We start from the raw sequence: 22,059 nt of genomic DNA, 5'->3' as shown, positions 1-22,059 counted from the left end.
CTGAAGACCTGAATGGATCGCCTCGTCGCTCTTGCCGTCAACCGGCGCTTCCTGATGGTCGGCATGTTCGTGGCCGTGCTGATCGGCGGCCTGATCGCGTTCAACCAGCTCAACATCGAGGCCTATCCCGATCCGACCCCGCCGATGGTCGACATCGTGACGCAGAGCCCGGGCCTGTCGGCCGAGGAGATCGAGCGCTACATCACGATCCCGATCGAGACCCAGGTCGCGGGTCTGAAGAACCTCACGACCATCCGCACCATCTCGCTCTATGGGCTTTCTGACGTCAAACTCCAGTTCTCATTCGCCTACACCTATGACGAGGCGTTGCAGCAGGTGTTGAACCGGCTGGCGCAGCTCGCGCCGCTGCCGGGCAACGTGCAGCCGCAGATATCGCCGCTCAGCCCGATCGGCGAAATCTTCCGCTACCGCCTCGTGGGCCCGCCGAACTACAGCGTGCTCGACCTCAAGACCATCCAGGATTGGATTCTGCAGCGCCGCTTCCGCGCGGTGCCCGGCGTGATCGACGTCACCGGCTGGGGCGGCAAGAGCAAGACCTACGAGCTCGAGGTCGACAACAACAAGCTCGTGGCCAACGGCCTGACGTTGCCGCAGGTGCTCCAGGCAGTCAGCAATTCCAACGTCAATGTCGGCGGCAACACCGTCGATATCGGCCAGCAATCGGCGGTGGTGCGCGGTGTCGGCCTGATCCGTTCGATCGACGACCTTGCCAACACCATGATCGCCCAAACCAACGGCAATCCGGTGCTGGTCAAGGACGTCGCCACCGTCACGGTCGGACAGAAACCGCGTCTCGGCATCGCCGGCCTCGACGATGCCGACGACATCGTGCAGGGCATCGTCCTGATGCGCCGTGGCGAGCAGAGCACGCCAACCATCAAGCGTGTCGAGCAGCTCGTCCAGCAGATCAACAATTCGACCATCCTGCCACCGGGCGTGCGGATCGAGCGGATCTACGACCGCAAGGATTTGATCGACCTCACGACCCACACCGTGCTGCATAACATGGTGGTCGGCATCCTGCTGATCGTGCTGTTGCAGTGGATCTTCCTGGGTGACCTCCGCAGCGCGCTGATCGTCGGCGCCACCATTCCGTTTGCGCTGTTTTTCGCGGTGATCATCCTGGTGCTGCGCGGGGAATCGGCGAACCTGCTGTCAGTCGGCGCGATCGACTTCGGCCTGATTGTCGATGCCACCGTCATCATGGTGGAGGCGATCTTCCGCCGTCTGACGCAGACGACGCCGACGTCGGAATCAGAGCACATGTCGCCCGAGACGCTGTTCGGGATGAAGAGCCACGCCATTCTCAGCGCCGCCGCCGACGTGTCGCGCTCGATCTTCTTTGCCGCCGCGATCATCATCGCGGCCTTCCTGCCGCTGTTTACGCTGTCCGGCGTCGAGGGCAACATCTTCGGGCCGATGGCGCGTACCTACGCCTACGCGCTCGCCGGCGGCCTGCTTGCCACCTTTACCGTCACGCCCGCGCTGTCCGCCATCATCCTGCCCGCGCATGTCGAAGAGACCGAGACCAAGGTGATGCTGATCCTGCACCGGCTCTACATGCCGGTGCTGAACTGGGCCGTGGCCAACCGCAGTGTTGTGCTCGGCGGCGCGGTCGGCCTCGTGGTGATGACGGTCATCTTCGGCCGGCTGCTCGGCCTCGAATTCCTGCCGAAGCTGGAAGAGGGCAATCTCTGGATCCGCGCCACGCTGCCGCCGACCATCTCGCTCCAGGAAGGCAACAGCTACGTCAACGAGATGCGCAAGCTGATCCGCGCCCGGCCCGAGGTCGAATCCGTCGTGTCGCAACACGGCCGTCCCGACGACGGCACCGACGCCGCCGGTTTTTTCAACGCGGAGTTCTTCGCGCCGTTGAAGCCCGTGAGCCAATGGCCCGGCACGCGCGACAAGGAGGGGTTGACAGCGGAGCTGCTGAAGCAGCTCGACGATCGCTTCCCCGGCGTCGAGTTCAACTTCTCGCAATACCTCCAGGACAACGTCTCCGAAGCCGTCTCCGGCGTGAAGGGCGAGAACTCGATCAAGCTGTTCGGCAGCGACCTCCAGGCGCTCACCGACACCGCCAACAAGATCAAGTCGGTGCTGGCCACCGTGCAGGGCGTCACCGATCTTGCGGTGTTCACCTCGCTTGGGCAGCCGACCGTCCAGATCGACATCGACCGCGCCAAAGCCGCGCGCTACGGGCTTGCGCCGGGCGACATCAACGCCACCATCAAGGTCGCGATCGGCGGCGACACCGCCGGCGACCTTTATGAGCCCGGAAGCGACCGCCATTTCCCGATCATCGTTCGCCTCGCGTCAGAGTATCGCCGGAGTGCCGAGGCGATCCAGAATTTGCGGATCGGCGCGCCCGGGCCGAACGGCACCGTCACGCAGATTCCGTTGAGCGAGGTCGCCACCATCAGCCTCGTCTCCGGTGCGGCCTACATCTATCGCGAGCAGCAGGAGCGCTATCTGCCGATCAAGTTCTCGGTGCGCGAGCGCGATCTCGGCAGCGCCATCCGCGAGGCGCAGCAGAAGATCGCCGAGCAGGTGCAGCTGCCGCCGGGCTCGCACATGGAATGGGTCGGCGAGTTCGGCAATCTCCAGGACGCGATCCGGCGGCTGTCGATCGTGGTGCCGATCTCGCTGGCGCTGATCGGCGTGCTGCTCTGGTTCAATTTCGGCTCGATGGCTGACACCCTGCTCGCGATGAGCGTGATCCCGATGGCGATCTTCGGCGGCGTGCTGGGCCTGTTGATATCAGGCACGGCATTCAGCGTCTCTGCGGCGATCGGCTTCATCGCGCTGTTCGGGATCGCCGTGATGGACGGCATCATCATCCTGTCGCAGTTCAATCAGCTCATTGAGGAGGGCATGGACCGCATGAGCGCGGTGGTGCGCACCGGCGAGCTGCAGCTCCGGCCCGTGCTGATGACCTGCGTTGTCGCAGGCGTCGGCCTGCTGCCGGCGGCGCTGTCGGAAGGCATCGGCTCGCAAGTGCAGAAGCCGCTCGCGGTGGTCGTCGTCACCGGCATGATGCTGGCGCCGGTCGTGATCCTGGTGACCTTGCCGGTCCTGATCTCCTTCTTCTCCCGCCGCGCGCGCTGATCGTCAGAACCCGTAGAGCCGCGCCGGATTGTCGACCAGGATCTTCTTGCGCACCTCCGCATCCGGCGCCCACACCGGAAGCTGGTTGAGCAGGCGGCTGTCGTCGATCTGATAGAGCGGCGCGATGTCGGTGGGCTTGCGTCCCTCGACGCGGCTCGAATCCGGATGCGGCCAGTCGGTGCCCCAGACGATGCGGTCGGCATTCGCCGCGATCAGCGCGCGGGCATAGGGCACCATGTCCTGATAGTCGGGCGCGAGCTTCGACGAACGATAGGCGCCGGAGATCTTCACATAGGCCTTGCCGGATTTGACGAGCGCGACCAGGTCGGCAAATCCGGGTTGCTCCAACCCGAGCGAAGCCTCGAGGCCGCCGAAATGGTCGAACACGACGGGCACCGGCGCCGTCTCGACGAGGTCCTTGATCGCCGAGATCATGGCCAGCGTGGTGTAGAGTTGCACGTGCCAGCCGCGCGCCTTCATGCGCTCGACGGCGGCGGTGAAGCGTGGTCGGCCGACATTGGGATCATTGACGCCGCCGGTCGCCAGATTGAGGCGGATGCCGCGGAAGCCGTCTTGATGCATCGTATCGAGCGCGCTCTCCGGCGTCTTGTCGTCGATGACGGCGACGCCGCGCGCCGTCGCGCCGCGCGCCTTCATGCCGAACAGAGTGGAGGAATTGTCGGTGCCGTAGACGCTCGGCGTCACGATCACCACGCGCTCGATATGCAGCGCCTTGTGCAGCGCGGCCATTTCTTCTGGGCTCGCCGGCTCCGGCGTATAGACCCGCCCCGCGAAGAACGGAAACTTTTCGGGATCGCCATGGATGTGAGTGTGGCAGTCACAGGCATGCGCCGGGACGTCGAAATTGATCGGCGTCGCGGGCTGAGCCGCACGGGCGTGGGCTTTACTGGTCATGGTTACTCCGGCGGCAAGGGAGGCAAGCAGGACGCTGCGACGGCTGAGCATGGTTTCTCTCCCAGTTTATTTTTTTGAGGCGAGTGGGGAAAGAATATCACATCAGCCGCGCAACCGCTCCGTTTCGCTGCATAGCTGCTCGACAAGGTCTGCAAGCGGGCGTGAGCCGTCAACGCGCACGACCGGGCAGGGCAGGCCCGCAAGCCACGCTTCATGCTTGGCGAGACTGCGGCCTTCGCGATCACCGGCTTCGTAATGGGAGGCCCACTCGACGAAGTCTGCGGTCTCGTCATGGCGCCAGCCGCCCGGTGCGACGGCATCAGCGCCGAAATGGGCGGCCTCGCGGTCGCGCAATCGCTTCAGCCGGATTTCGTGCGGGGTGGTCACGAAGACGACGAGATCGAAGTACGACGCAAGCTCCTCACCCCAGCCGGTGACGGATCCGCTCAGCACCCAATCGCAACGCGGCAGAAACATCTCGCGCATCAGGCGCAGTCGGTCGGCGGTGGGGCGCGTCCTCTGGTAGGGCGGCACGGTCGGCAGCCAGAAATAGTCGTCGCTGTCGTGATGCGGCAGCGCAAGCTGGCCCGCGAGCGCGCGACCCAGCGTGGTCACGCCCGCGCCCGAAGCTCCCATCAGATGGATGCGGCGGCTTTTCATCGGCATCCACCCAGAGTTTTGAGGCTACTGCCCCGACGGCGTTCGCAGGCCGTGCCAAGCGTCGCGGACCTGCTGGTAGTGCACCTCGGGCAGATAGTCCGGTGTGTTCAGGTTCAGCGTCTTGACGTCGAGATGGCCGATGGCGCTGAGCAGCGTGTAGGAGGCGATCACCCGGTCACGTTGCGCGCCGATCAGGCGGGCCTTCGCCTGGATCAGATCGGCTTGCGAGTTCAAGACGTCCACGGTCGTGCGCTGTCCGCCGGCGGCTTCGCGCTGCACGCCCTGCAGCGCGACGGTCGCCGCCTTCACCTCGGACTCCGACGCCGAGACCGCGATCTTGGCGCCTTCATTGGCGACCCAGGCGCTGACAGCCGCCGTGCGCGCCTGATTGCGCACCTGGTCGAGCACGAGCCGGCTCTGCGCCGTGATCTCCTTGGCCTGCCGGGTCTGCGCCGCGGCCTGGCCGCCGTCGTAGATCGGCGCGGTGACATTGGCGACGATCGAGGCCTGGTCCTCGGCAAAGGTGCCGAGGGTCGGGTCGTTGTTGCGGCTCTTGCTGGCGCTGCCCTGGATCGTCGCGCTCGGCAGCAGCGTGCCTTCGGCGATGCGGATGTTGGTGGAGGCGACATCGACGTCGAAGCTGGCGGCCATCACCGCCGGATGCTGGCGGATCGCCATCGTCATGGCGTCCTCGCGGCTCTTCGGCAGATAGCGGTCGACGGCCTCGGCAGGCTTGAGCTGCGACGGCGCATTGCCGATCACTTGCGCATAGGTCGCCTGGCTGACGGCGAGGGCGACCTCGGCCGCGTTGAGATCGGCAAGGCCGCGGTTGAGACGGGCCTCGGCCTGAGCGGTGTCGGTCGGCGTCACATCGCCGGCATTGAGGCGGCGCTGGGTGACGGCGAGTGTTTCGCGCAGGAAGGCGACGTTGGAGCGCTGTGCCTCGACCAGCGACTGGTTGGCGAGCACGTTGGTGTAGGCAGTGACCGCATCGAGCAGCACGCCCTGGCCGACATTGCGCAGCGCCTCGCGGCCCGACTGCACCTGGAGTTCGGCGGCCCGCACACCGTTGGCAGTGCGGAAACCGTTGAACAGGGTCTGCGTCACGGTGACGCCGATGATCCAGGGTTTCAGATTGGCGGTCTGGATGGTGTTGTCGGGCAACAGATTACGTACCGATTGCAGGCCGGCGCTGAGGCTCGCCACGATCTGCGGCCGGTAGCCGGCGAGCGCCTGCGGCACGTTCTCGTCGGTCGCGCGCTGGCGCGCGCGCTCGGCGTTGAGCTGCGGATTGGTCTGGTACGCCTTGGCCAGCGCGTCGGGGAGGGCTTCTGCCGATGCGGCCGCGGGCAGGGCGCAACAGAGCGCCAGCGTGGTCCATGTCGCAAACACGGGACCCACGCCCCATCGATGCCGCGTCACCACGCGACCAGCTCTGGCGGTACGCCCAATCATGTAATCCCGCTTAACCCCCGGCTGTCCGCCCCCGCCGACGATGGCCTCTTAACTGTTTAGCCAGCCGAGGTCCCGCAGGCAAACTGCCGCGGGGAAAACTCCCATGTATTCCGTGCTTGTTGCAGCTCCGTCACAGGATTTCAGCGGGAAAGCACCAGAGCCTTACACCAGCCTGACCGACTGCGCTCTACCGGTTCTTGTTCACCGGCTTGCGCTTCTCGATGAACGCCGCCATGCCCTCGGAGCGGTCCTCCAGCGCGAAGGTCGAGTGGAACAGGTTGCGCTCGACGCTCATGCCCTCGGCAAGCGTGGTCTCGAAGGCGCGGTTCACCGCTTCCTTGGCCATCGCGGCCGCGGGGCGCGACATCGACGCGATCTTCTCGGCTGCGGCGATCGTTTCGTCCATCAGCTTGTCGGCGGGTACGATGCGGCTGACGAGGCCCGAGCGCTCGGCTTCCGCCGCATCCATCATCCGGCCGGTGAGGCAGAGATCCATTGCCTTGGACTTGCCGATCGCACGCGTCAGACGCTGGGTACCGCCGATGCCGGGAATGGTGCCGAGCGTGATCTCGGGCTGGCCGAACTTTGCGGTGTCGGCGGCGATGATGAAATCGCACATCATGGCGAGCTCGCAGCCGCCGCCAAGCGCGTAACCGGCAACCGCGGCGATTGTCGGCTTGCGGCAACGCGCGACGCGGTCGCCGCCGATCGCGGCGAAATCCTCGGAGAACATGTCGATGAAGCCCTTGGGCTGCATCTCCTTGATGTCGGCGCCGGCGGCAAAGGCCTTCTCGTTGCCGGTCACGACGATGCAGCCGATGGCATCATCTGCCTCGAGATCGTCCACCGCGGCGGCGATCTCGCGAAAGACGCCGAACGAGAGCGCGTTGAGCATCTTCGGCCGGTTCAGCTTGATGATGCCGACCGCACCGATGCTTTCGACGATGATGTGTTCGAACGTGCTCATGCTCCACCCACGCTTTTGATTGAGCGGGCAATGTGCCCGCTGGCGCGGTGGGCTTCAAGGGGCAGCAGACCGCCGGAACGCGACGAAACGCGCAGTGCTCAGGCCGCCAATCGGCCGGCAATCACGCCATGAACATCCGAGCGGCCGAGGCCAGCGTCAGCAGCGTGCCGACGCCGATGAAGATCTTGCCGATCAGGGAGCTCTGGTCCCAGGGCGAGCCCTGCTGGCTGCTCGCCATCACCGGCGCCGGCCGCGGCTGCGCCTCGGTTGAGGCAGTCACCGCCTTCTGCGCGGGCGGGTTCTCCTGCTGCAGGGCGCGATCGATGTCGTTGAGCTGATCGGGCGCGACGACCTGACTTTCGGGGGGCGCTGCGTTGGTATTATCGGCTGCTGCCTGGACATTGTCGTTGGCGCGGTTCGTCATCGCGGAGGCGGCAGCGGCAGGCGGCGTATCGGCGGCGAGCTGCGCATTGGCGTTGACGACGCCGGGCGGCATCTGGCTGGACGCCGGCACCTGACTGTCGTTCTTGGCCTCGTCGGCCTTGGGCGCGGCGTCCTTCTTGTCGGCCTTGTCGTCGGATTTCTGCGCCGCCTTGCTGCTGCTGGTGCGGCGCGAGTCATGGCGCCGGTGCTTGGCCGTATCGGCCTGCTTGTCCGCGCTCTCCGCTTTACCGCTAGCGGCCGAATTCGGCGCCGCCTGTGCAACGCCCCCGAACAGCAAGAAAAGCCCGGCCAAGACAATCAGGGCCGCGCGCGCGCTGGTCTTCATCATGTTGACGATCTCCCCAATTCCGCCCGTCCCGGCTGCGAACAGAGACCCTGGGGCGTGACGACAGCGGGGCAGAAAATGGGAATCTTCGGGCTACACCCGGCAAAAACGGGGCAAACCGTCCCCTTGCAACCGGCGGCCCGATGCGGGACGCGTCGATCGGTGTTATGAGCCGTCGCCGATGTTTGCTGTCGCATCGGTCGCGAGGTCCGGGTCTCGATCACGAATTCGTGATATGCCCGGCATCCATGTAACAAATTGAAAGAGCGGCCGAATTGCATGGTGAGGGGCGCGGGTGCGCGGACGTGAGGACGAATGGACCGGCCTGATGCGGTCGGCCATGGCTGGCGATGATGCGGCGTATCATCGCCTGTTGAAGGCTGTCACGCCGGTGCTGCGCGCCGCCGCAAGGCGTGGCCTGATGCGGGCCGGGCAGCCTTCCGACCAGGCCGAGGATATCGTGCAGGAGATTCTGTTGGCGGTGCATCTGAAGCGGCACACCTGGGACAGCGAAGCCCCCTTCGCGCCCTGGCTGTTTGCGATCGGCCGCAACAAGCTGATCGACGCGCTCCGCCGGCGCGGCAAGCGCGTCTTCGTCAACATCGACGATTTCGCCGAGACGTTGCCGGGCGAGGCGCCGCAGGAGACGGCCTCGGCGGGCGAGGTCGCCGCGCAGCTGAGCACCTTGCCACAGCGCCAGCGCGACGTGTTGCAGTCGATCGCGGTCGAGGCCGCCTCGATCAAGGACACTGCGACGAAGTTCTCGATGAGCGAAGGTGCGGTGCGGGTCGCGCTGCATCGCGGACTCGCCGCGCTGACGGCCAAACTGCGGGACCATTAGTCATGGACACCGATCAACTCATTCGCTCGCTCGCAGCCGACAACGCGCACCGCGCGCCGCGCGTCGGCGCCATGCTGACCTTGGCGCTGCTGGTGGCGGCGCCCTTGTCGATCCTGAGTTTTGCGACATTCCTCGGCGTGCGCGCCGACGTGATGAGCGCGATGCGCAATCCCTTCTTCGATATGAAGTTCGCGGTCACGCTGTCGCTCGCAATCCCCGCCATCATCGTCAGCCTGCATTTGTCGCGTCCCGAAGCCCTGCTGCGCGGCTGGGGCTGGCTGCTGCTGCTCCCTGTCGGCCTGCTTGCGGTTGCGATCGGCAGCGAGGCGATGATGGCGCCAGCCATGCCGATGACGATGCGTCTGATGGGCAAGAACTCCAGGGTGTGCCTGGTCGCGATCCCTGCGATGTCATTGCCGCTGCTTGCGGGCGCGCTGATCGGCCTGCGCCACGGCGCGTCGTCACGTCCTGCGCTGGCCGGCGCACTCGCCGGTCTGGTCTCGGCCGGGCTCGCCGCGACCCTCTACGCCTCGCACTGCACCGACGACTCCCCGCTGTTCGTCGCGACCTGGTACACGCTCGCGACGGTGGTCGTGACTGTGGTCGGTGCGGCAGTCGGCGCAAGGGTCTTGAGATACTAGGCCACCGGCGTCGCGCTTTGCATGCGGTGGAAGCGCAGCACCTGCTGCGCCGTCGATGAGCGCAGGGCCTCGTAGGTGTCGCGCAGCGCCAGCATGTCGGTCTGCGACCCGCCGGAGAGCTTCTCGCGCATGGCGATGATGGCGCGCACGCTCGACCATTGCATGCCCGCGACCTTGGCGAGGATCATCACGCCCTCGGTGCGGCTTTCGATCATCACGGTCTCGGCGGTCTCGACCGCAACGCCGGCGAGCGCGGCGAGCCCGGCATTGGTCTCGTCGAACTTGCCCTGTTCGGCGAAGGTGGTGATCTGGAATTCGTTGAGGCGGCCGTCCTCGTGCAGCGACTTCACCAGCGCACGCGCCATCTCGGTGTGCCTGGTCAAGGTGGCGGCGCGGACCCGTTGGGCCGCTTGCTGGACTACGCTCGACACTTCGTCCGCGAGCTCGGGATGCGCGGCCGCGAGCTTCCTGCGCACGCTCGAGGACGCCTTGGCGACCAGCCTCAGATAGTGATGACGCGGCAGGTCGGGCCGCAAGCCGATGCAGCTGGCAAGGTCGTCGTCGCGTTCGGCGCGCGTGACGAGCTCGTCGAGACTTCCCTCGGAGAGCCGCGCGCCCGGATTGCTGACGGTTGACTGCACCACGTCCTCGTTGCCACGCGTCACCAGCACGTCGGTCAGCGCTTCCGACAGCATCCGCCGCAGCGAGATCGCCTTGAGATGCGCTTGGCCCCTCGTGCGCGCGATCTCGATCAGGGTCGCCTCGTCCAAACGTTCCGATTTCGATAGCACCGGACCGGAGACCTCGATGACCTCGTCAAGCGCGAGCGTGCGGATGATCTGCGGCGGCGCGGACGCGATCGGTGCGAGGCGCTCGGCGAGCAGCGCCCTGGCCGAAATCTCGATCTGCTCGATCAGGCACTGGAACACGTCGTCGAACACGCGGATGTGTTCGTCGGAATAATCGACTGCATTGCCCACGAAGAGATCGGTGACGCGGCGCAGCGTCTCGACCCGGCGCGCAACGGTACCATGCGAGAGGGTAGTCTGCAGTTCCTCGAGCAGGCTCTCGGATAGTGTTGCCGATTTCGATCTCATTGCCCTGTCCTGGAGCGTTCGGTCCGGTAGCGTCTTCTCACGCGCCGGAAAAAATGAATTGGTCAGCCCGTTGCAACGCGATTGCGCCCTTGCGTCTTGGCGGAATAGAGCGCGCGGTCGGCGCGCGCTAGAAACGTGTCGGCAGTATCGTTGTCGCGCAGCGTCACGACGCCCGCGGAAATGGTCACGTGCAGCGCCATATGCGCCGAGATCTGATAGACGGTGAGGTAATGATCCTCGAACCGGTCGCCGAATCCGGCTTCCGACAGCACTGTGAACGTCCCGATAATCAGGAGGCCGCCGAGCCAGAACAGCGACGGAACGCCGATGGAGATCGTGCCGTCATAGGCGTAGAGCAGCAGGACCGAGGCGCCCAGCGAGTAGCTGGCGACCTGGCCGATATACATCTGGCGGCGCTGCCGGGCCCGGCGCGCCCGGACCTCGGGGGCCGTGGTCTCAGGCGCGAGGACAAGATTCGCGACCTCTGCGGCATTCCTCTCCGGAAAGGACGTCGCGGCCGTGCTCATGGTTCCGCCAATGATGGATGTCAGCGCGAAATATACGTGGCAAGCCTTTAGGTTTGGTATCCTTCTGGAGCCGAATCCGAACCGTGCAACACGAAACAAGGTGATCAGCCAGCGCGAGAATTTTACCGGGGATCATGCATCTTTCGCGTGCGGTCGAGCCAAAGCAGGGCTTGGCGCGACAAACGTGGTGCAGGGCTGCTATGGAACCTGAAGTAGCCGGCCCGCCGTGCCGGTGTGCATTCCGCAGGGAACACCTCAGTATTATGATACCTATCTGGATTGATGCCGCTGACTTCAGCGGGTGGGATAAGAAAAATGCGCAGATGTGGGGTAGCTCACATCAGCCCCCCTATGACTGCGGTAGGTTGAACAATTTTGCGCCTCCCGTCGAACCGTCCACCGCACCGGCCCGACCAACTTTGCGAGACGGCCATTGAGCGTGACACAGGCGGCTTCGGACGAGATCCTGATCGCCAGGATCGCTCAAGGTGACCGGCTCGCCATGCAGGTGCTGTACGGGCGGCACCATGTCAGGGTTTACAGGTTCGGACTGAGGCTCGTGCGGGACGAGCAGGCGGCGGAAGACCTCATCAGCGAGGTGTTTCTCGACGTCTGGCGTCAAGCCGGCAAGTTCGAGGGCCGATCCGCCGTTTCCACCTGGCTGCTGGCAATCACCCGATTCAAGGCCCTGTCTGCGCTCCGGCGCAGGAAGGATTTCGAGCTGGACGAGGAAGCTGCCAACGCGATCGAGGATTCGTCCGACGATCCGGAAACGGTGGTGCAGAAAAAGGATACCAGTGAGGCGTTGCGGGAGTGTCTGACGGGGCTCTCGCCGGAACACCGGGAAATCGTCGATCTCGTCTACTACCACGAGAAATCCGTGGAAGAGGTGGCCGAAATCGTCGGGATACCGGAGAACACTGTGAAGACGCGCTTGTTCTATGCGCGCAAGAAACTGGCCGAACTGCTGAAGGCAGCCGGCGTTGAGCGAGGCTGGCCATGATGGCTTTAAGCAAGAAGATGCTGGAGCAAGAGCCCAGTGAAATTGAACTGCTGCTGCCCTGGCACGCTGCCGGCACGCTGAACGCGCGCGATGCACGCCGTGTCGAGGAAGCACTGGCGCGCGATCCCGAGCTTGCCAAGCAATATGCCGCGATCCGCGGCGAGTACGAAGAGACCATCCATCTGAACGAAAGCTTAGGGGCGCCGTCGGCGCGCGCGATGCAGAAGCTCTTCACCGCGATCGACGCCGAACCGGCGCGGGCGACCGGCTCGCTACCGCTGTCGGCGCGCATCTCGACCTTCTTCGCGAGCCTGTCGCCGCGCACGCTGGCGTGGTCGGCAAGCCTCGGCGCCGTCGCGCTCGTGCTGCAGGCCGGAATCATCGGGGCCGTGCTGATGAAGAACCAGCCGGCGACCTTCCAGACGGCTTCGCTCTCGACCAGCGCGCCGATCACACGCGAGCTCGGTAGCACGGCCGCGCCGGCGCGCGCGCTGGTGCGCTTCACGCCGGAAGCGCGCGTCGCCGACATCACCGCGCTGCTCGACAGCTACCAGGCGTCGATTATCGGCGACGCCAAGGGCGGTATGTTCCGCCTCCAGTTCGACAGGGCGATGAGCCAGGACGAGCTCGCCGCGCTGCTCGGCAGGATGCAGCGCGAGAAGTTCGTCAACCTCGCCGTCGCGGCGCCCTAGGCGCGCCGCTGAGCCGATGACGGGCAAATCCGAGAGCAGGGTGCGTGCCGGGGCCTACGCTTCGTCGGTCGGGGCCGCGCTTCTGGTCGCCACCTGTCTCGGCGTCGAGGTTGCGCAGGCACAGGCGATCATGCGCACGCCTACGATCAGCGTCCCCTCGCGCACGCCGACCATCACTCCGAGCATTGCCGCGCGGGTCAGCCCCAGCGTCGCCGCGCGCGCGGTCAGCGTCGAGCGCGGCCCGCGGACGATGGCGACCATTCCGCACACCACGTCGTCTCGCACGCGGCTTACGCCGGTGCTGCCTTATGCGCGCTATTCGCCGAACCTCTACCCGGCCTGCACTGCTCCCTATCGCGATGCCGGCGGCGAGTGCACAGGCCAACCGAACGCAGGCGGCGAGGGCACCGGAAAATCAGGCAAGAAGAGCGCTGGTAAGGGACGTGGCAACAACACGCCGGTCGCGGCGAACCTGCGCAGCTTCGCAGGCGAATTCGTCGCCGAGATCGACGGTGCGCTGTCGTCGGCCGAGGCCGACGAGCTGGCGCGTCGCCACGGACTGACCCGCGTCGCTTCCGAGAAACTCCCGCTGATCGGAGCCACGTTCGGCCTGTTCCGCATCACCGACGGCCGGCCGTACGAGACGGTGCGACGCGAATTCGCGGCCGACGGCAGCGTGCGCTCGCTCCAGCCGAACTTCCGTTATTTGCTTCAGGACCAGAAATCGTCGGGGACGACCGAGGGCGATCCTGCGCAATATGCGCTGACAAAGCTCCGCCTGCCGCAGGCGCATACGCTGGCGCACGGAGCCAACGTCACGATCGCCGTGATCGATTCCGGCATCGACGCCAAGCATCCCGAACTCGCCAATTCCGTCGCCGACAATTTCGACGCGCTCGGCAGTGCCGAGGGGCCGCACGTTCATGGCACCGGCATCGCCGGTGCCATCGTGGCCCATGCCCGTCTGATGGGCAGCGCGCCCGAGGCCCGCATCATCGCCATCCGGGCCTTCGGCGGCGCCGAGAGCTCGTCCTACATCATCCTGCGCTCGCTGAATTACGCCGCCGAGCACGGCGCACAGATCGTCAATATGAGCTTTGCCGGTCCGAAGGACGCGGTGATCGAGCGCGCGATCGCGGCGACGGCCGCGCGCGGCCTCGTGCTGATCGCGGCCGCCGGCAATGCCGGCGCGAAATCGCCGCCGCTCTATCCGGCAGCCAATCCCAACGTGATCGCGGTCAGCGCGACCGATCAGCAAGACAAGCTGTTCTCCGCCTCCAACCGCGGCAACTACATCGCGCTCGCAGCCCCCGGCGTCGATATCTTCCTGCCGGCCCCCGACGGCAAATACCAGATGACGTCAGGAACCTCGTTCTCGGCCGCCTATGTCTCCGGCGTCGCGGCGCTGCTGCTCGAGCGCAACTACGCTCTGAAGCCGGAAGCGCTGCGCATGACGCTGGCAAAGACCGCGCGCGACCTCGGCTCACCCGGGCGCGACGACCTTTTCGGCGACGGCCAGACGGATGCGTTTGCCGCGGTCATGGCTGTTCCCGCCGACAGCGCGACGCCGGTTGCGGCTGCCTCAGATACAACAAAACGTGAAGACGCGGGGAAGCGTCGCGACGAACCCGGCAGCCGTGCGATCGAGCAACCCTCGCTGTCCAGTGCGGACGATAAATCCGCGGTTTCTCAGGCAGATAAGCCGGCGTCGCGATAGCGGCTGCGTCAATGATGCGGCAGAGGCCGAAGGTCAAAAAAGCGAACCCCGCATTGAACGTTCAGCCAGCTGCCACGACCAACTGATGTGGGAGCGGTCATCCCTCCCCATCAGTCATATCAGGCGCGAGCGCCCATCCACCCCAAGCGCCCATATGGCTCGACCCGTCCGGTTGTCCCCCCGGACGGGTCTTTTCTTTTTGGGCGTCCGATTTTTTGAAGCTTCGCATTCGTTCAGCTTGCGGTTGAAAATCGCCAGCGCGTTGGTCGCCGTCGCTCGCGGAGCGCGCCGCAGGTCCGTTATGCTTGTGCGAAGCTTGACTCGAAAACACAGTAAATCTCCGCACGACTACGGTGATTGACGACGAATGCCGTGTCGTTGCTGGACAAGTCAAAACTTTTCCACAAAATATTCATGTCGCGTCTAAATTGATTCGTGTGCGTTGCGTCCCCGCGTCCGTATTTTCTCCTGACGGGCTGGTTCATGACACATCGCCAAGAGTTTGTTCGCGACACGGCTGTCAGCCGCCAAATCGCGGCGCGCTGGTGCGCTCTCGCCGAGCAGCGCCTGCAACATCTCTCCGAGATGTTCGAGACCGGCCGCTGGCGCCGCTATCATTCCGAGATCGCGTTCCTCGAAAACATCCAGGAAGCCAAGCGTGCCGTCCAGACGTGGCGCGCGCTTGCAACCGGCGGGGACGTCGCCGAGGCGGCTGCGAGCGTGACGCCCGCATTCGGTTGGTCGCCGGCGACAATGCCGCGCGTGTTTCCGCGCGAGCAGCAGCCACAGACCGTGCAGCCCAAGGCCGTTCACATCGCTCCCGAGACCGCCATGCCGGTGAGGCTAGATCCGAAACCCGACGTGCTCGCGGAGATCACCGAAGCCCCGATCGCGCCGCTTGCTCCGGTTGCACCGCGCGCCGCGCCTGCAGCAACGGCACCGCTCACCTTGCCTGCTGCCACGGCGCCGAGCGCGGCGCTGGCGGCGCTTCTGCCGCAGTTCTCCCCGCCCGCCACTGAGATCGCCGCAGCCCCCGAGCGCGTCGTCGAATTCACCTTCAGCCTCGACGGCCTGGAAGCGAAGTACCCGCTGCTGCGGAACGCGTTCTAACGCCGCACCGCATTCCCGCCGACCACCACCTGCGCGAAACGCTGCGCGCCTTCGGCCGACAGATCCGACGTCACCGCACGCGCGTGGTCGAGCCCGACCACGGCGCCTCGTGGCGTTTCCGAGATCATGTTGTTGTTGACGAGCGCGGTGCCGGCGCCCGGTATCACGGAGACGCCGACGCCGGCCAGCGCCTTGCGGATCACGTTGCCCGTGATCGCAACGTCGCGCAGATATTTGCCCCAGCCGGCGACGATGCCGTAGGACGGCGCGTTCTCGATCACGTTGCCGGTGACCGAGGTATCAGCCTCGATGTAGATGCCGACGCCGGCATCGTCGTCCGGCGCGGTGCCGATCGGCCGCTTCGGGATCAGATTGCGGATGATGTTGCCCTGGACCACCGCGATGCGGCCGCCTTCGTTGAAATTGCAGACGGAGACGCCGACGGCGGCGCCGTCGACAATGTTGTTGGCGATCACCGCGGCCTCGAACGCGAATTCGGAATAGAGCGCGACCTCGCGCACGTCGCTGACGCTGTTGCCGCTGATGTGGATGTTCGAGGCCGAGTTGCCGCGCACCGCCGAGTAATCGCAATTCTTGATGCGGTTGCCGCGCACGATCACGTTGCCGGCGCGGAAGGCGTTGATGGCATTGCCGTACTGGCCCGAACCGCCGGGGCCGGCCTTGATGTCCTCGATGCGGTTGTCGGCGACCAGCGTGCCGTCATCGCCGATCGCGGTGCGCAGGATCTCGATGCCGTTGTCGTTGGTGCCGAGAATCGTGTTGCGACAGACGCTGAGGCCCCGGGCGTCGAACGAGACCACCGCCGTCACCGCGACGTCAGTGAAGATGTTGCCGGAGATATCGCCCGCGACCTGCTCGAGCCAGATGCCGCTGCCGCCCGAGTTCGTGACCTCGCAATCGGCGATACGGATATCGCGACCGCCGAGGACATGGATCAGTCCGCGCCGCGTCGGCAGTGGGATATTGCCGCCATCGAAGGTGAGGCCGGTGAGGCCGATTGCATCGGCGCCGTCGCTCTGGATCGCCGAGGCGCCCCCGGTGAAGACGAGCTTGGTCGCGCCGCGCACGCCGATCAGTTGCGCGCCGTTCGGCAGCCGTAGCAGACCGGTCCGGTACATGCCGGGTGGCAAGGCGAGCGGGATTTGCGCTCGCGCGGCCTCGTCGATGGCGCGCTGCAGCGCGCGCGTCTGATCCTCGCTGCTGCCGGGCCGAACACCATATTGCGTGGCATCGCGGCCGAGTAGCGACGTCAGCGGCGCCGCGCGCGCGGCGTCAACAGGCATGGCCAGCGCACCGGCAATGCCCGCGGTTGAGGCTCCGATGAGGTGACGGCGATTGAGGTCCATGACGCGTCCTCCGGCGGACGCGGGAGGTGTCCGCGCGGGATTAGGTAGCGCAGGGCGGCTGGGGGCGTGAGGATTGTTCGCGGTAGGGTTAAATGTTTACGCAAAGCGAGGTGCTGTAGGGTGGGCAAAGCGCGAGCGTGCCCACAATTGTCATCGCCAATGCAGATGCATGGTGGGCACGGCGCAAGCGCGCCTTTTGCCCACCCTACGAAGCGCGGCGCTTCCGCGCCAATTGCACCATCTCCATCAGCATGGCTTCCCCCGCATCCACCAGCTCCTCCAGCGTGATCCGCGGCGCGCCCTTGCGCCGCACCGCGCCGCTGCGCGCAAGCAGGGGAATATGGATGAACGCCGCAAGCCGCGGCCCACCCGCCCTGACGTTTTCGATCGCGCGCCAGCTCAAGTAGTTGCAGAGATAGGCGCCGGCATCGCGCGAGGGGCGCGCGTCGATGCCGGTGAGGCGCGCGGCGCGCAGCAGCCTTGCGGTGTGCGGACCGAACATCATCGCGTCCGCATGGCCGGCGATGCCGCGCTTGCTGGAGCGGGTGTTGGCGGCATCGGGCCAGAGCATGGTGACGGCGTTGCGCGCGCGGGTCTCGATGCGCAGGTAGGGCGTGCGGGCCGCGAGGCCGAACATCAGGAGCGCGTCGGGCTTTTGCGCCGCGAGCACCTCGGGTAGTTGCCGGTCGACCGCGGCATAGGTCACCGGGAAAATGTGGCTCGCGATTGTGACATCGTCGAGAGCCGGGCGGCGCAGTTGCGCCAGCCGCGCCACCAGCGGCTGGCTCGGGTTATAGGGCGCGCCGGGAAACGGACCAAACCCAGTGAGCAGGATGCGGAGCCTGTCGCTCATTGCAGCAACTCCAGGATCCGCTCGGCGGCAAGCGCCGGCGTGAGATGGCCATCGGCGACTTCAGCCTCGATCTTCCGGACTTTCGCGCGCACCGACGCTTCGCTGCGCAGCCGCGCCAGCATGCGCTGCTCCAGCATCGACCACATCCACTTCACCTGCTGATCGCGCCGCCGCGCTGCGAAATCGCCGGACGCGTTCATCGCCTTGCGGTGATCCAAAACCTTCTGCCAGATCTTTGCGACGCCATCGCCTGTCAGCGCCGAATAGGTCTCGACCGGCGGATGCCAATGCTCGGACCGCGGTGCCAAGATATGTAGCGCGCCGCGATAGTCGGCAGCGGTGATCTTGGCGCGCTTGAGATTGTCGCCGTCGGCCTTGTTGATCGCGATCATGTCGGCGAGCTCGACCAGGCCCTTCTTGAGGCCCTGTAATTCGTCGCCGCCGCCCGGCAGCATGAGGGCGAGAAAGAAGTCTGTCATGTCGCAGACGGCGGTCTCGGACTGGCCGATGCCGACGGTCTCGACCAGCACGACGTCGAAGCCGGCGGCTTCGCAGAGCAGCATCGCCTCACGGGTTTTCGCGGCCACGCCGCCGAGCGTGCCTGAGGAGGGCGAGGGACGAATGAAGGCATCGTGCGAGGCCGCGAGCCGCGCCATCCGCGTCTTGTCGCCGAGGATCGAGCCGCCGCTGCGCGCCGACGACGGATCGACGGCGAGCACCGCGACCGTGTGGCCCTGCTCGATCAGATACGTCCCGAGCGCGTCAATGGTGGTGGATTTGCCGACGCCGGGCGAGCCGGTGATGCCGACGCGATATGCCTTTCCGGTGTCCGGCAGCAGCATCTGCACCAGCTCCCGTGCCAGCGCTTGATGGTCGGCGCGCCGGCTCTCGACCAGCGTAATGGCCCGAGCGAGGGCCGCGCGACTGCCGGCGCGCAAGTCGCGGGCGAGGGATTTGATGTCGAGCGAGGCCTTTTTCTCAGTCATGCCTTGCTTTACAACGCCCCGGCGAGGCAGGCGAGAGCCGCCCGCCCGATATCACCGGCCCGCTGCTGCGGCTGCCTGAGGCGACTTCATCTTGCGCCACACCCACACCATCACCGGCCAGAGCAGCGCGCCGATCGCCATGGCGGCGAGGATGGCCGCCACCGGCCGCTCGAAGAACGGCAGCACGCTGCCGTCAGACTTGATGAGCGAGGTGACAAAGGCCTGTTCCACCATCGTGCCCATGACGATGCCGAGCACCATCGCCGCGACGGGATAGCCGTTCGCCTCCATGACATAGCCGATCACGCCGAAGGCGGCGACGGTGACGACGCCGAACATGTTGTTGCCGATCGCGAACGAGCCGACCGCGCAGCACAGCATGATGATCGGCATCACGGTCGAGCGCGGTGCCAGCAGGATATAGGCGGCGACCCGGATCATGGCGATGCCGAGCGGGATCATCAAAATGTTCGCGATGATGAACATCAGATAGATCGCATACATGCTCGACGCCTTCTCGGTGAACAGCGTCGGGCCCGGATTGAGTCCCTTCATGTAGAGCACGCCGATCGCGATCGCCGCGATGGTGTCGCCGGGGATGCCGAACAGCAGCGACGGCACCCAGCCCGAGGCGATGCTGGCATTGTTGCTGGCGCCGGCCTCGACGAGGCCCTCGACATGTCCGGTGCCGAACTTTTCCGGCTCCTTGGAGAAGCGCTTCGACATCGCGTAGGAAACCCAGGCGGCCATGTCGGCGCCGGCGCCGGGCAGCACGCCGATGATGATGCCGACGATGTTCCCGCGCGTCATCTGCCAGTGATACAGTCTCGTCAGCTTCCACTGGCCGGCCATGATGCTCCCGAACTTGCGCCGCGGCAGCGGCGGCGGTTCCGGCGTCAGCATCGCCCGCATCACCTGCGCCACCGCGAACACGCCGACCAGCGCCGGGATCGGCTCGATGCCGCCGAACAGGTCGGTGATGCCGAAGGTAAAGCGCGGCACGCCGCCTGGGTTCTCGATGCCAATGCAGGAGACCAGCAGGCCGATGAACATGCCAGCGATCGCCTTCACCGGCGAGGAGCGCGCCACCAAGGTGGCGCACATCAGGCCGAGCAGCGCCAGCCAGAAATACTCGAAAGTCGAGAACGACAGTGCGATCTCGGCGAGCGGCGGTGCCAGGATCATCAGCGACAGCACACCGGCGATGCCGCCGACCGCGGAGAACCAGACGCCGGCACCCAGCGCGAGCTCGGCCTGGCCCTTGCGGGTCATGGCATAGGCCTCATCGGCATAGGCCGCTGAGGCCGGCGTGCCAGGGATGCGCAGCAGCGCGCCCGGAATGTCGCCGGAGAAGATCGCCATCGAGGATGCCGCGACGATGGTCGCGATCGCCGCGATCGGCGAGAGATAGAAGGTGACGGGGACGAGCAGCGCGGTCGCCATCGTCGCCGACAGGCCCGGCAGCGAGCCGATGACGAGGCCGTACACGGAGGCTGCGAACATCGCGATGATGACCTCCCAGGTGGAGATCAGCGCGAAGGCGTCAAGCAGGGTTTTCAGCATGGGATTACCAGGGCGTCGGCAAGAGGCCGGCGGGCAGCGGCACGCGCAAGAGCTTGCCGAAGATGAGGTGGATGGCGAAGGGCGAGAGCGCCGCGAGCGGCAGCGCCAGCTTCCACTTGGCCCCGAGCGCGGTCGAGGTGACGTAGACCATGATCGCGGCTGTGATGATGAAGCCGAGCCGGTCGGCGGCAAGGACGTAGAACAGCAGTAGCGCCGGCGGCAGCAAGGCGCGCAGGCCGTAGAGCTTGCCTTGCGGCGGCGGGGCTGCTGCCTGGCCGTCCTCGAACGGAACCAGCTCTTCCTCCTCCTCGAAGGAATGACCGATGCCGAACACGATCGCCAGCCCGCAGAGTGCGAGGCCCGTGCCGATCACCAGCGGAAACACGTTGGGACCGACCGGCTGGCCCGGCACCGGCGGCAAGATGTAGCCGCCATAGGCGGCAGCCGCGCCAAGCACGACGAGAAACGATCCCGTGACGGAGTCGGGAAGACGCATGGGAGGGGTCCTACAGAAGGTGCGCTCCCTCTCCCCGCTTGCGGGGAGAGGGTCGGGGTGAGGGGGGCTCTCCGCGCGAGAGGTGAGAATTGGATTTGCGGAGACTCTCCCTCACCCGGATCGCATCTGCGATGCGATCCGACCTCTCCCCGCAAGCGGGGAGAGGTGAAGAAATGCCATGACGAACCGCGTCAACCAAAGTCATCTCACGCGTGAGCTGTGAAACGTCACGCCTTGCTCAGGCCTGCGGCCTTCATTGCCTCGCCCATCTGGGCGTCGCCCTTGTCCATGAAACTAGCAAACTGGCCGGCATCGCCCCACACGGTGCCGAAGCCGCGATTGGTCATGAAGTCCTTGAACTCGGCGGAGTCGTAGACCTTCTTCAGCGCGGCGGTGAGCTTGGCTGCGATCTCCGGGGGCAGGTTCTTGGGCGCGCCGATGCCGCGCCAGGCGCCGGTCGCGTAGTCGATGCCCATCGCCTCCTTCAGCGTCGGCACGTCCTTGAAGACCGGGTTGCGCGCAGGTGCCATGATGGCAAGGCTCCTGGCCTTGCCTGCCTCGATGATGGCGCGCGCCTCCGGCACCGAGCAGGTGGTGAGGTCAAGGCCGCCGGCGGCGAGATCCTGCATCGCGGGTGCCGCGCCGTTCGAGGGCACCCAGGCGACCTGATTGGCGGGCAGGCCCATGGCCTGCATCCAGCCGACCAATGCGAGATGCCAAATGCCGCCCTGGCCGGTGCCGGAAGCCTTGAACTTGCCCGGAGGTGCCGCCTTGATCGCGTCGGCGAGCTCCTTGACCGTCTTGTAGGGCGAGGAGGAGGAGACCTGGATGCCGGGGGGGTCCTCGTTCATCAGCGCCAGCGGGGTGTAGCTCCTCGGAGTGAGGTCGGTCAGGCCCTGCCAGTGCATCATCGAGATTTCGACGGTGAGCATGCCGATGGTGTAGCCGTCGGGCTGCGCGGTCGCGATTGCGCTGTGGCCGACGACACCGGAGCCGCCGGTGCGGTTGACCACGTTGAAGGGCTGGCCGAGGTCCTTCTCCAGCAGTGCAGCGACGATGCGCGCGGTGGCATCGGTGCCGCCGCCCGCGCCCCAGGGCACGATCACGGTGACCGGCCGGGCCGGATAGGCTTGCGCAAGTGCGGGCTTGAAGCCGAACGCGGCGGATGCCGCGATAGCGGCGGTTGAAGCCGCAAAGGTGCGGCGCGAAATCTTGGACATTGAATGCCTCCCAGCGGCGCCCGTAACGCCGGGCGCTCTTGTCAACGGCGG

At 66.0% G+C, this 22,059-nt stretch carries 21 protein-coding genes; 8 read left to right on the top strand and 13 right to left on the bottom strand.

Annotation, left to right across the window (positions count from 1 at the left end):
- Positions 1-12: 12 nt before the first annotated feature.
- Positions 13-3,129: an efflux RND transporter permease subunit gene (locus P6U29_RS28270; protein ID WP_407113509.1), complete on the top strand. Its 3,117-nt coding sequence runs from the start codon at positions 13-15 to the stop codon at positions 3,127-3,129.
- Positions 3,130-3,132: 3 nt separating this feature from the next.
- On the opposite strand, the gene P6U29_RS28265 is transcribed toward P6U29_RS28270, so the two are convergent.
- The 5 genes from P6U29_RS28265 to P6U29_RS28245 all read right to left on the bottom strand — a co-directional run bounded on the left by P6U29_RS28265 (position 3,133) and on the right by P6U29_RS28245 (position 7,898).
- Positions 3,133-4,095, bottom strand: a complete 963-nt coding sequence (locus tag P6U29_RS28265; RefSeq protein ID WP_407113507.1) for an amidohydrolase family protein — start codon at positions 4,093-4,095, stop codon at positions 3,133-3,135.
- Between the two features lie 51 nt (positions 4,096-4,146).
- Positions 4,147-4,704 carry a hypothetical protein gene (locus P6U29_RS28260; protein WP_407113505.1) on the bottom strand — a complete coding sequence of 186 codons (558 nt, stop codon included), beginning with the start codon at positions 4,702-4,704 and terminating at the stop codon, positions 4,147-4,149.
- 24 nt (positions 4,705-4,728) lie between these two features.
- Complete coding sequence (locus P6U29_RS28255; RefSeq protein WP_407113503.1) at positions 4,729-6,159, bottom strand: TolC family outer membrane protein; 1,431 nt, start codon at positions 6,157-6,159, stop codon at positions 4,729-4,731.
- Between the two features lie 187 nt (positions 6,160-6,346).
- The gene (locus P6U29_RS28250; protein WP_407113502.1) at positions 6,347-7,126 is read right to left on the bottom strand and encodes an enoyl-CoA hydratase; all 780 of its coding nucleotides are present in this window, start codon (positions 7,124-7,126) and stop codon (positions 6,347-6,349) included.
- 121 nt (positions 7,127-7,247) lie between these two features.
- Positions 7,248-7,898: a hypothetical protein gene (locus P6U29_RS28245; RefSeq protein ID WP_407113500.1), complete on the bottom strand. Its 651-nt coding sequence runs from the start codon at positions 7,896-7,898 to the stop codon at positions 7,248-7,250.
- 292 nt (positions 7,899-8,190) lie between these two features.
- On the opposite strand from P6U29_RS28245, the gene P6U29_RS28240 reads away from it, so the two are divergent.
- Both P6U29_RS28240 and P6U29_RS28235 read left to right on the top strand, forming a co-directional pair.
- Positions 8,191-8,736, top strand: coding sequence for a sigma-70 family RNA polymerase sigma factor (locus P6U29_RS28240; RefSeq protein WP_407113498.1), 546 nt, complete (start codon positions 8,191-8,193; stop codon positions 8,734-8,736).
- 2 nt (positions 8,737-8,738) lie between these two features.
- Entirely contained in the window at positions 8,739-9,377 is a 639-nt protein-coding gene (locus tag P6U29_RS28235) for an NrsF family protein (protein WP_407113496.1), read from the top strand.
- Here P6U29_RS28235 and P6U29_RS28230 read toward each other — a convergent pair.
- Positions 9,374-10,474 (bottom strand): DUF2336 domain-containing protein, encoded by a 1,101-nt coding sequence (locus P6U29_RS28230; protein ID WP_407113494.1) that lies wholly within the window; start codon positions 10,472-10,474, stop codon positions 9,374-9,376. The two genes, P6U29_RS28235 and P6U29_RS28230, sit on opposite strands and share 4 nt — an antisense overlap.
- A 62-nt stretch (positions 10,475-10,536) precedes the next feature.
- A complete protein-coding gene (locus P6U29_RS28225; RefSeq protein ID WP_407113492.1) occupies positions 10,537-11,001 on the bottom strand; it encodes a diguanylate cyclase domain-containing protein in 465 nt (154 codons plus the stop codon).
- A gap of 10 nt (positions 11,002-11,011) precedes the next feature.
- On the opposite strand from P6U29_RS28225, the gene P6U29_RS28220 reads away from it, so the two are divergent.
- The 5 genes from P6U29_RS28220 to P6U29_RS28200 all read left to right on the top strand — a co-directional run bounded on the left by P6U29_RS28220 (position 11,012) and on the right by P6U29_RS28200 (position 15,523).
- Entirely contained in the window at positions 11,012-11,212 is a 201-nt protein-coding gene (locus P6U29_RS28220) for a hypothetical protein (protein ID WP_407113491.1), read from the top strand.
- 222 nt (positions 11,213-11,434) lie between these two features.
- Entirely contained in the window at positions 11,435-12,004 is a 570-nt protein-coding gene (locus P6U29_RS28215; RefSeq protein ID WP_162500363.1) for a sigma-70 family RNA polymerase sigma factor, read from the top strand.
- On the top strand, positions 12,001-12,696 hold the full coding sequence (locus P6U29_RS28210) for a hypothetical protein (RefSeq protein ID WP_407113490.1): 696 nt from the start codon (positions 12,001-12,003) through the stop codon (positions 12,694-12,696). The genes P6U29_RS28215 and P6U29_RS28210 overlap by 4 nt, the downstream gene beginning before the upstream one ends.
- Positions 12,697-12,712: 16 nt before the next feature.
- On the top strand, positions 12,713-14,413 hold the full coding sequence (locus tag P6U29_RS28205; protein WP_407113488.1) for a S8 family serine peptidase: 1,701 nt from the start codon (positions 12,713-12,715) through the stop codon (positions 14,411-14,413).
- 483 nt (positions 14,414-14,896) lie between these two features.
- A complete protein-coding gene (locus P6U29_RS28200) occupies positions 14,897-15,523 on the top strand; it encodes a TIGR03809 family protein (RefSeq protein ID WP_407113486.1) in 627 nt (208 codons plus the stop codon).
- On the opposite strand, the gene P6U29_RS28195 is transcribed toward P6U29_RS28200, so the two are convergent.
- From P6U29_RS28195 to P6U29_RS28170, 6 genes are all read right to left on the bottom strand, one after another.
- Positions 15,520-16,890 (bottom strand): TIGR03808 family TAT-translocated repetitive protein, encoded by a 1,371-nt coding sequence (locus tag P6U29_RS28195; RefSeq protein WP_407113484.1) that lies wholly within the window; start codon positions 16,888-16,890, stop codon positions 15,520-15,522. The genes P6U29_RS28200 and P6U29_RS28195 overlap by 4 nt on opposite strands.
- 205 nt (positions 16,891-17,095) lie before the next feature.
- The gene (locus tag P6U29_RS28190; RefSeq protein ID WP_407113482.1) at positions 17,096-17,743 is read right to left on the bottom strand and encodes a pyroglutamyl-peptidase I; all 648 of its coding nucleotides are present in this window, start codon (positions 17,741-17,743) and stop codon (positions 17,096-17,098) included.
- On the bottom strand, positions 17,740-18,729 hold the full coding sequence (meaB, locus tag P6U29_RS28185; protein WP_407113480.1) for a methylmalonyl Co-A mutase-associated GTPase MeaB: 990 nt from the start codon (positions 18,727-18,729) through the stop codon (positions 17,740-17,742). The genes P6U29_RS28190 and meaB overlap by 4 nt, the downstream gene beginning before the upstream one ends.
- Positions 18,730-18,780: 51 nt before the next feature.
- Entirely contained in the window at positions 18,781-20,292 is a 1,512-nt protein-coding gene (locus P6U29_RS28180; protein ID WP_407113478.1) for a tripartite tricarboxylate transporter permease, read from the bottom strand.
- Between the two features lie 4 nt (positions 20,293-20,296).
- Positions 20,297-20,788 carry a tripartite tricarboxylate transporter TctB family protein gene (locus P6U29_RS28175; RefSeq protein WP_407113477.1) on the bottom strand — a complete coding sequence of 164 codons (492 nt, stop codon included), beginning with the start codon at positions 20,786-20,788 and terminating at the stop codon, positions 20,297-20,299.
- A gap of 227 nt (positions 20,789-21,015) precedes the next feature.
- Entirely contained in the window at positions 21,016-22,008 is a 993-nt protein-coding gene (locus tag P6U29_RS28170) for a tripartite tricarboxylate transporter substrate binding protein (protein ID WP_407113475.1), read from the bottom strand.
- Between the last annotated feature and the right edge of the window lie 51 nt (positions 22,009-22,059).

This window comes from Bradyrhizobium sp. LMG 9283, assembly GCF_045571415.1.
Taxonomy (GTDB): Bacteria; Pseudomonadota; Alphaproteobacteria; order Rhizobiales; family Xanthobacteraceae; genus Bradyrhizobium.
This window is presented reverse-complemented; position numbering and strand designations above follow the sequence as displayed.

Coding starts and splice junctions, on each gene's coding strand:
- P6U29_RS28270 (WP_407113509.1), top strand. CDS start 13: ATGGATCGCCTCGTCGCTCTTGCCGTCAACCGGCGCTTCCTGATGGTC.
- P6U29_RS28265 (WP_407113507.1), bottom strand. CDS start 4,095: ATGCTCAGCCGTCGCAGCGTCCTGCTTGCCTCCCTTGCCGCCGGAGTA.
- P6U29_RS28260 (WP_407113505.1), bottom strand. CDS start 4,704: ATGAAAAGCCGCCGCATCCATCTGATGGGAGCTTCGGGCGCGGGCGTG.
- P6U29_RS28255 (WP_407113503.1), bottom strand. CDS start 6,159: ATGATTGGGCGTACCGCCAGAGCTGGTCGCGTGGTGACGCGGCATCGA.
- P6U29_RS28250 (WP_407113502.1), bottom strand. CDS start 7,126: ATGAGCACGTTCGAACACATCATCGTCGAAAGCATCGGTGCGGTCGGC.
- P6U29_RS28245 (WP_407113500.1), bottom strand. CDS start 7,898: ATGATGAAGACCAGCGCGCGCGCGGCCCTGATTGTCTTGGCCGGGCTT.
- P6U29_RS28235 (WP_407113496.1), top strand. CDS start 8,739: ATGGACACCGATCAACTCATTCGCTCGCTCGCAGCCGACAACGCGCAC.
- P6U29_RS28230 (WP_407113494.1), bottom strand. CDS start 10,474: ATGAGATCGAAATCGGCAACACTATCCGAGAGCCTGCTCGAGGAACTG.
- P6U29_RS28225 (WP_407113492.1), bottom strand. CDS start 11,001: ATGAGCACGGCCGCGACGTCCTTTCCGGAGAGGAATGCCGCAGAGGTC.
- P6U29_RS28220 (WP_407113491.1), top strand. CDS start 11,012: ATGATGGATGTCAGCGCGAAATATACGTGGCAAGCCTTTAGGTTTGGT.
- P6U29_RS28210 (WP_407113490.1), top strand. CDS start 12,001: ATGATGGCTTTAAGCAAGAAGATGCTGGAGCAAGAGCCCAGTGAAATT.
- P6U29_RS28205 (WP_407113488.1), top strand. CDS start 12,713: ATGACGGGCAAATCCGAGAGCAGGGTGCGTGCCGGGGCCTACGCTTCG.
- P6U29_RS28200 (WP_407113486.1), top strand. CDS start 14,897: ATGACACATCGCCAAGAGTTTGTTCGCGACACGGCTGTCAGCCGCCAA.
- P6U29_RS28195 (WP_407113484.1), bottom strand. CDS start 16,890: ATGGACCTCAATCGCCGTCACCTCATCGGAGCCTCAACCGCGGGCATT.
- P6U29_RS28190 (WP_407113482.1), bottom strand. CDS start 17,743: ATGAGCGACAGGCTCCGCATCCTGCTCACTGGGTTTGGTCCGTTTCCC.
- meaB (WP_407113480.1), bottom strand. CDS start 18,729: ATGACTGAGAAAAAGGCCTCGCTCGACATCAAATCCCTCGCCCGCGAC.
- P6U29_RS28180 (WP_407113478.1), bottom strand. CDS start 20,292: ATGCTGAAAACCCTGCTTGACGCCTTCGCGCTGATCTCCACCTGGGAG.
- P6U29_RS28175 (WP_407113477.1), bottom strand. CDS start 20,788: ATGCGTCTTCCCGACTCCGTCACGGGATCGTTTCTCGTCGTGCTTGGC.
- P6U29_RS28170 (WP_407113475.1), bottom strand. CDS start 22,008: ATGTCCAAGATTTCGCGCCGCACCTTTGCGGCTTCAACCGCCGCTATC.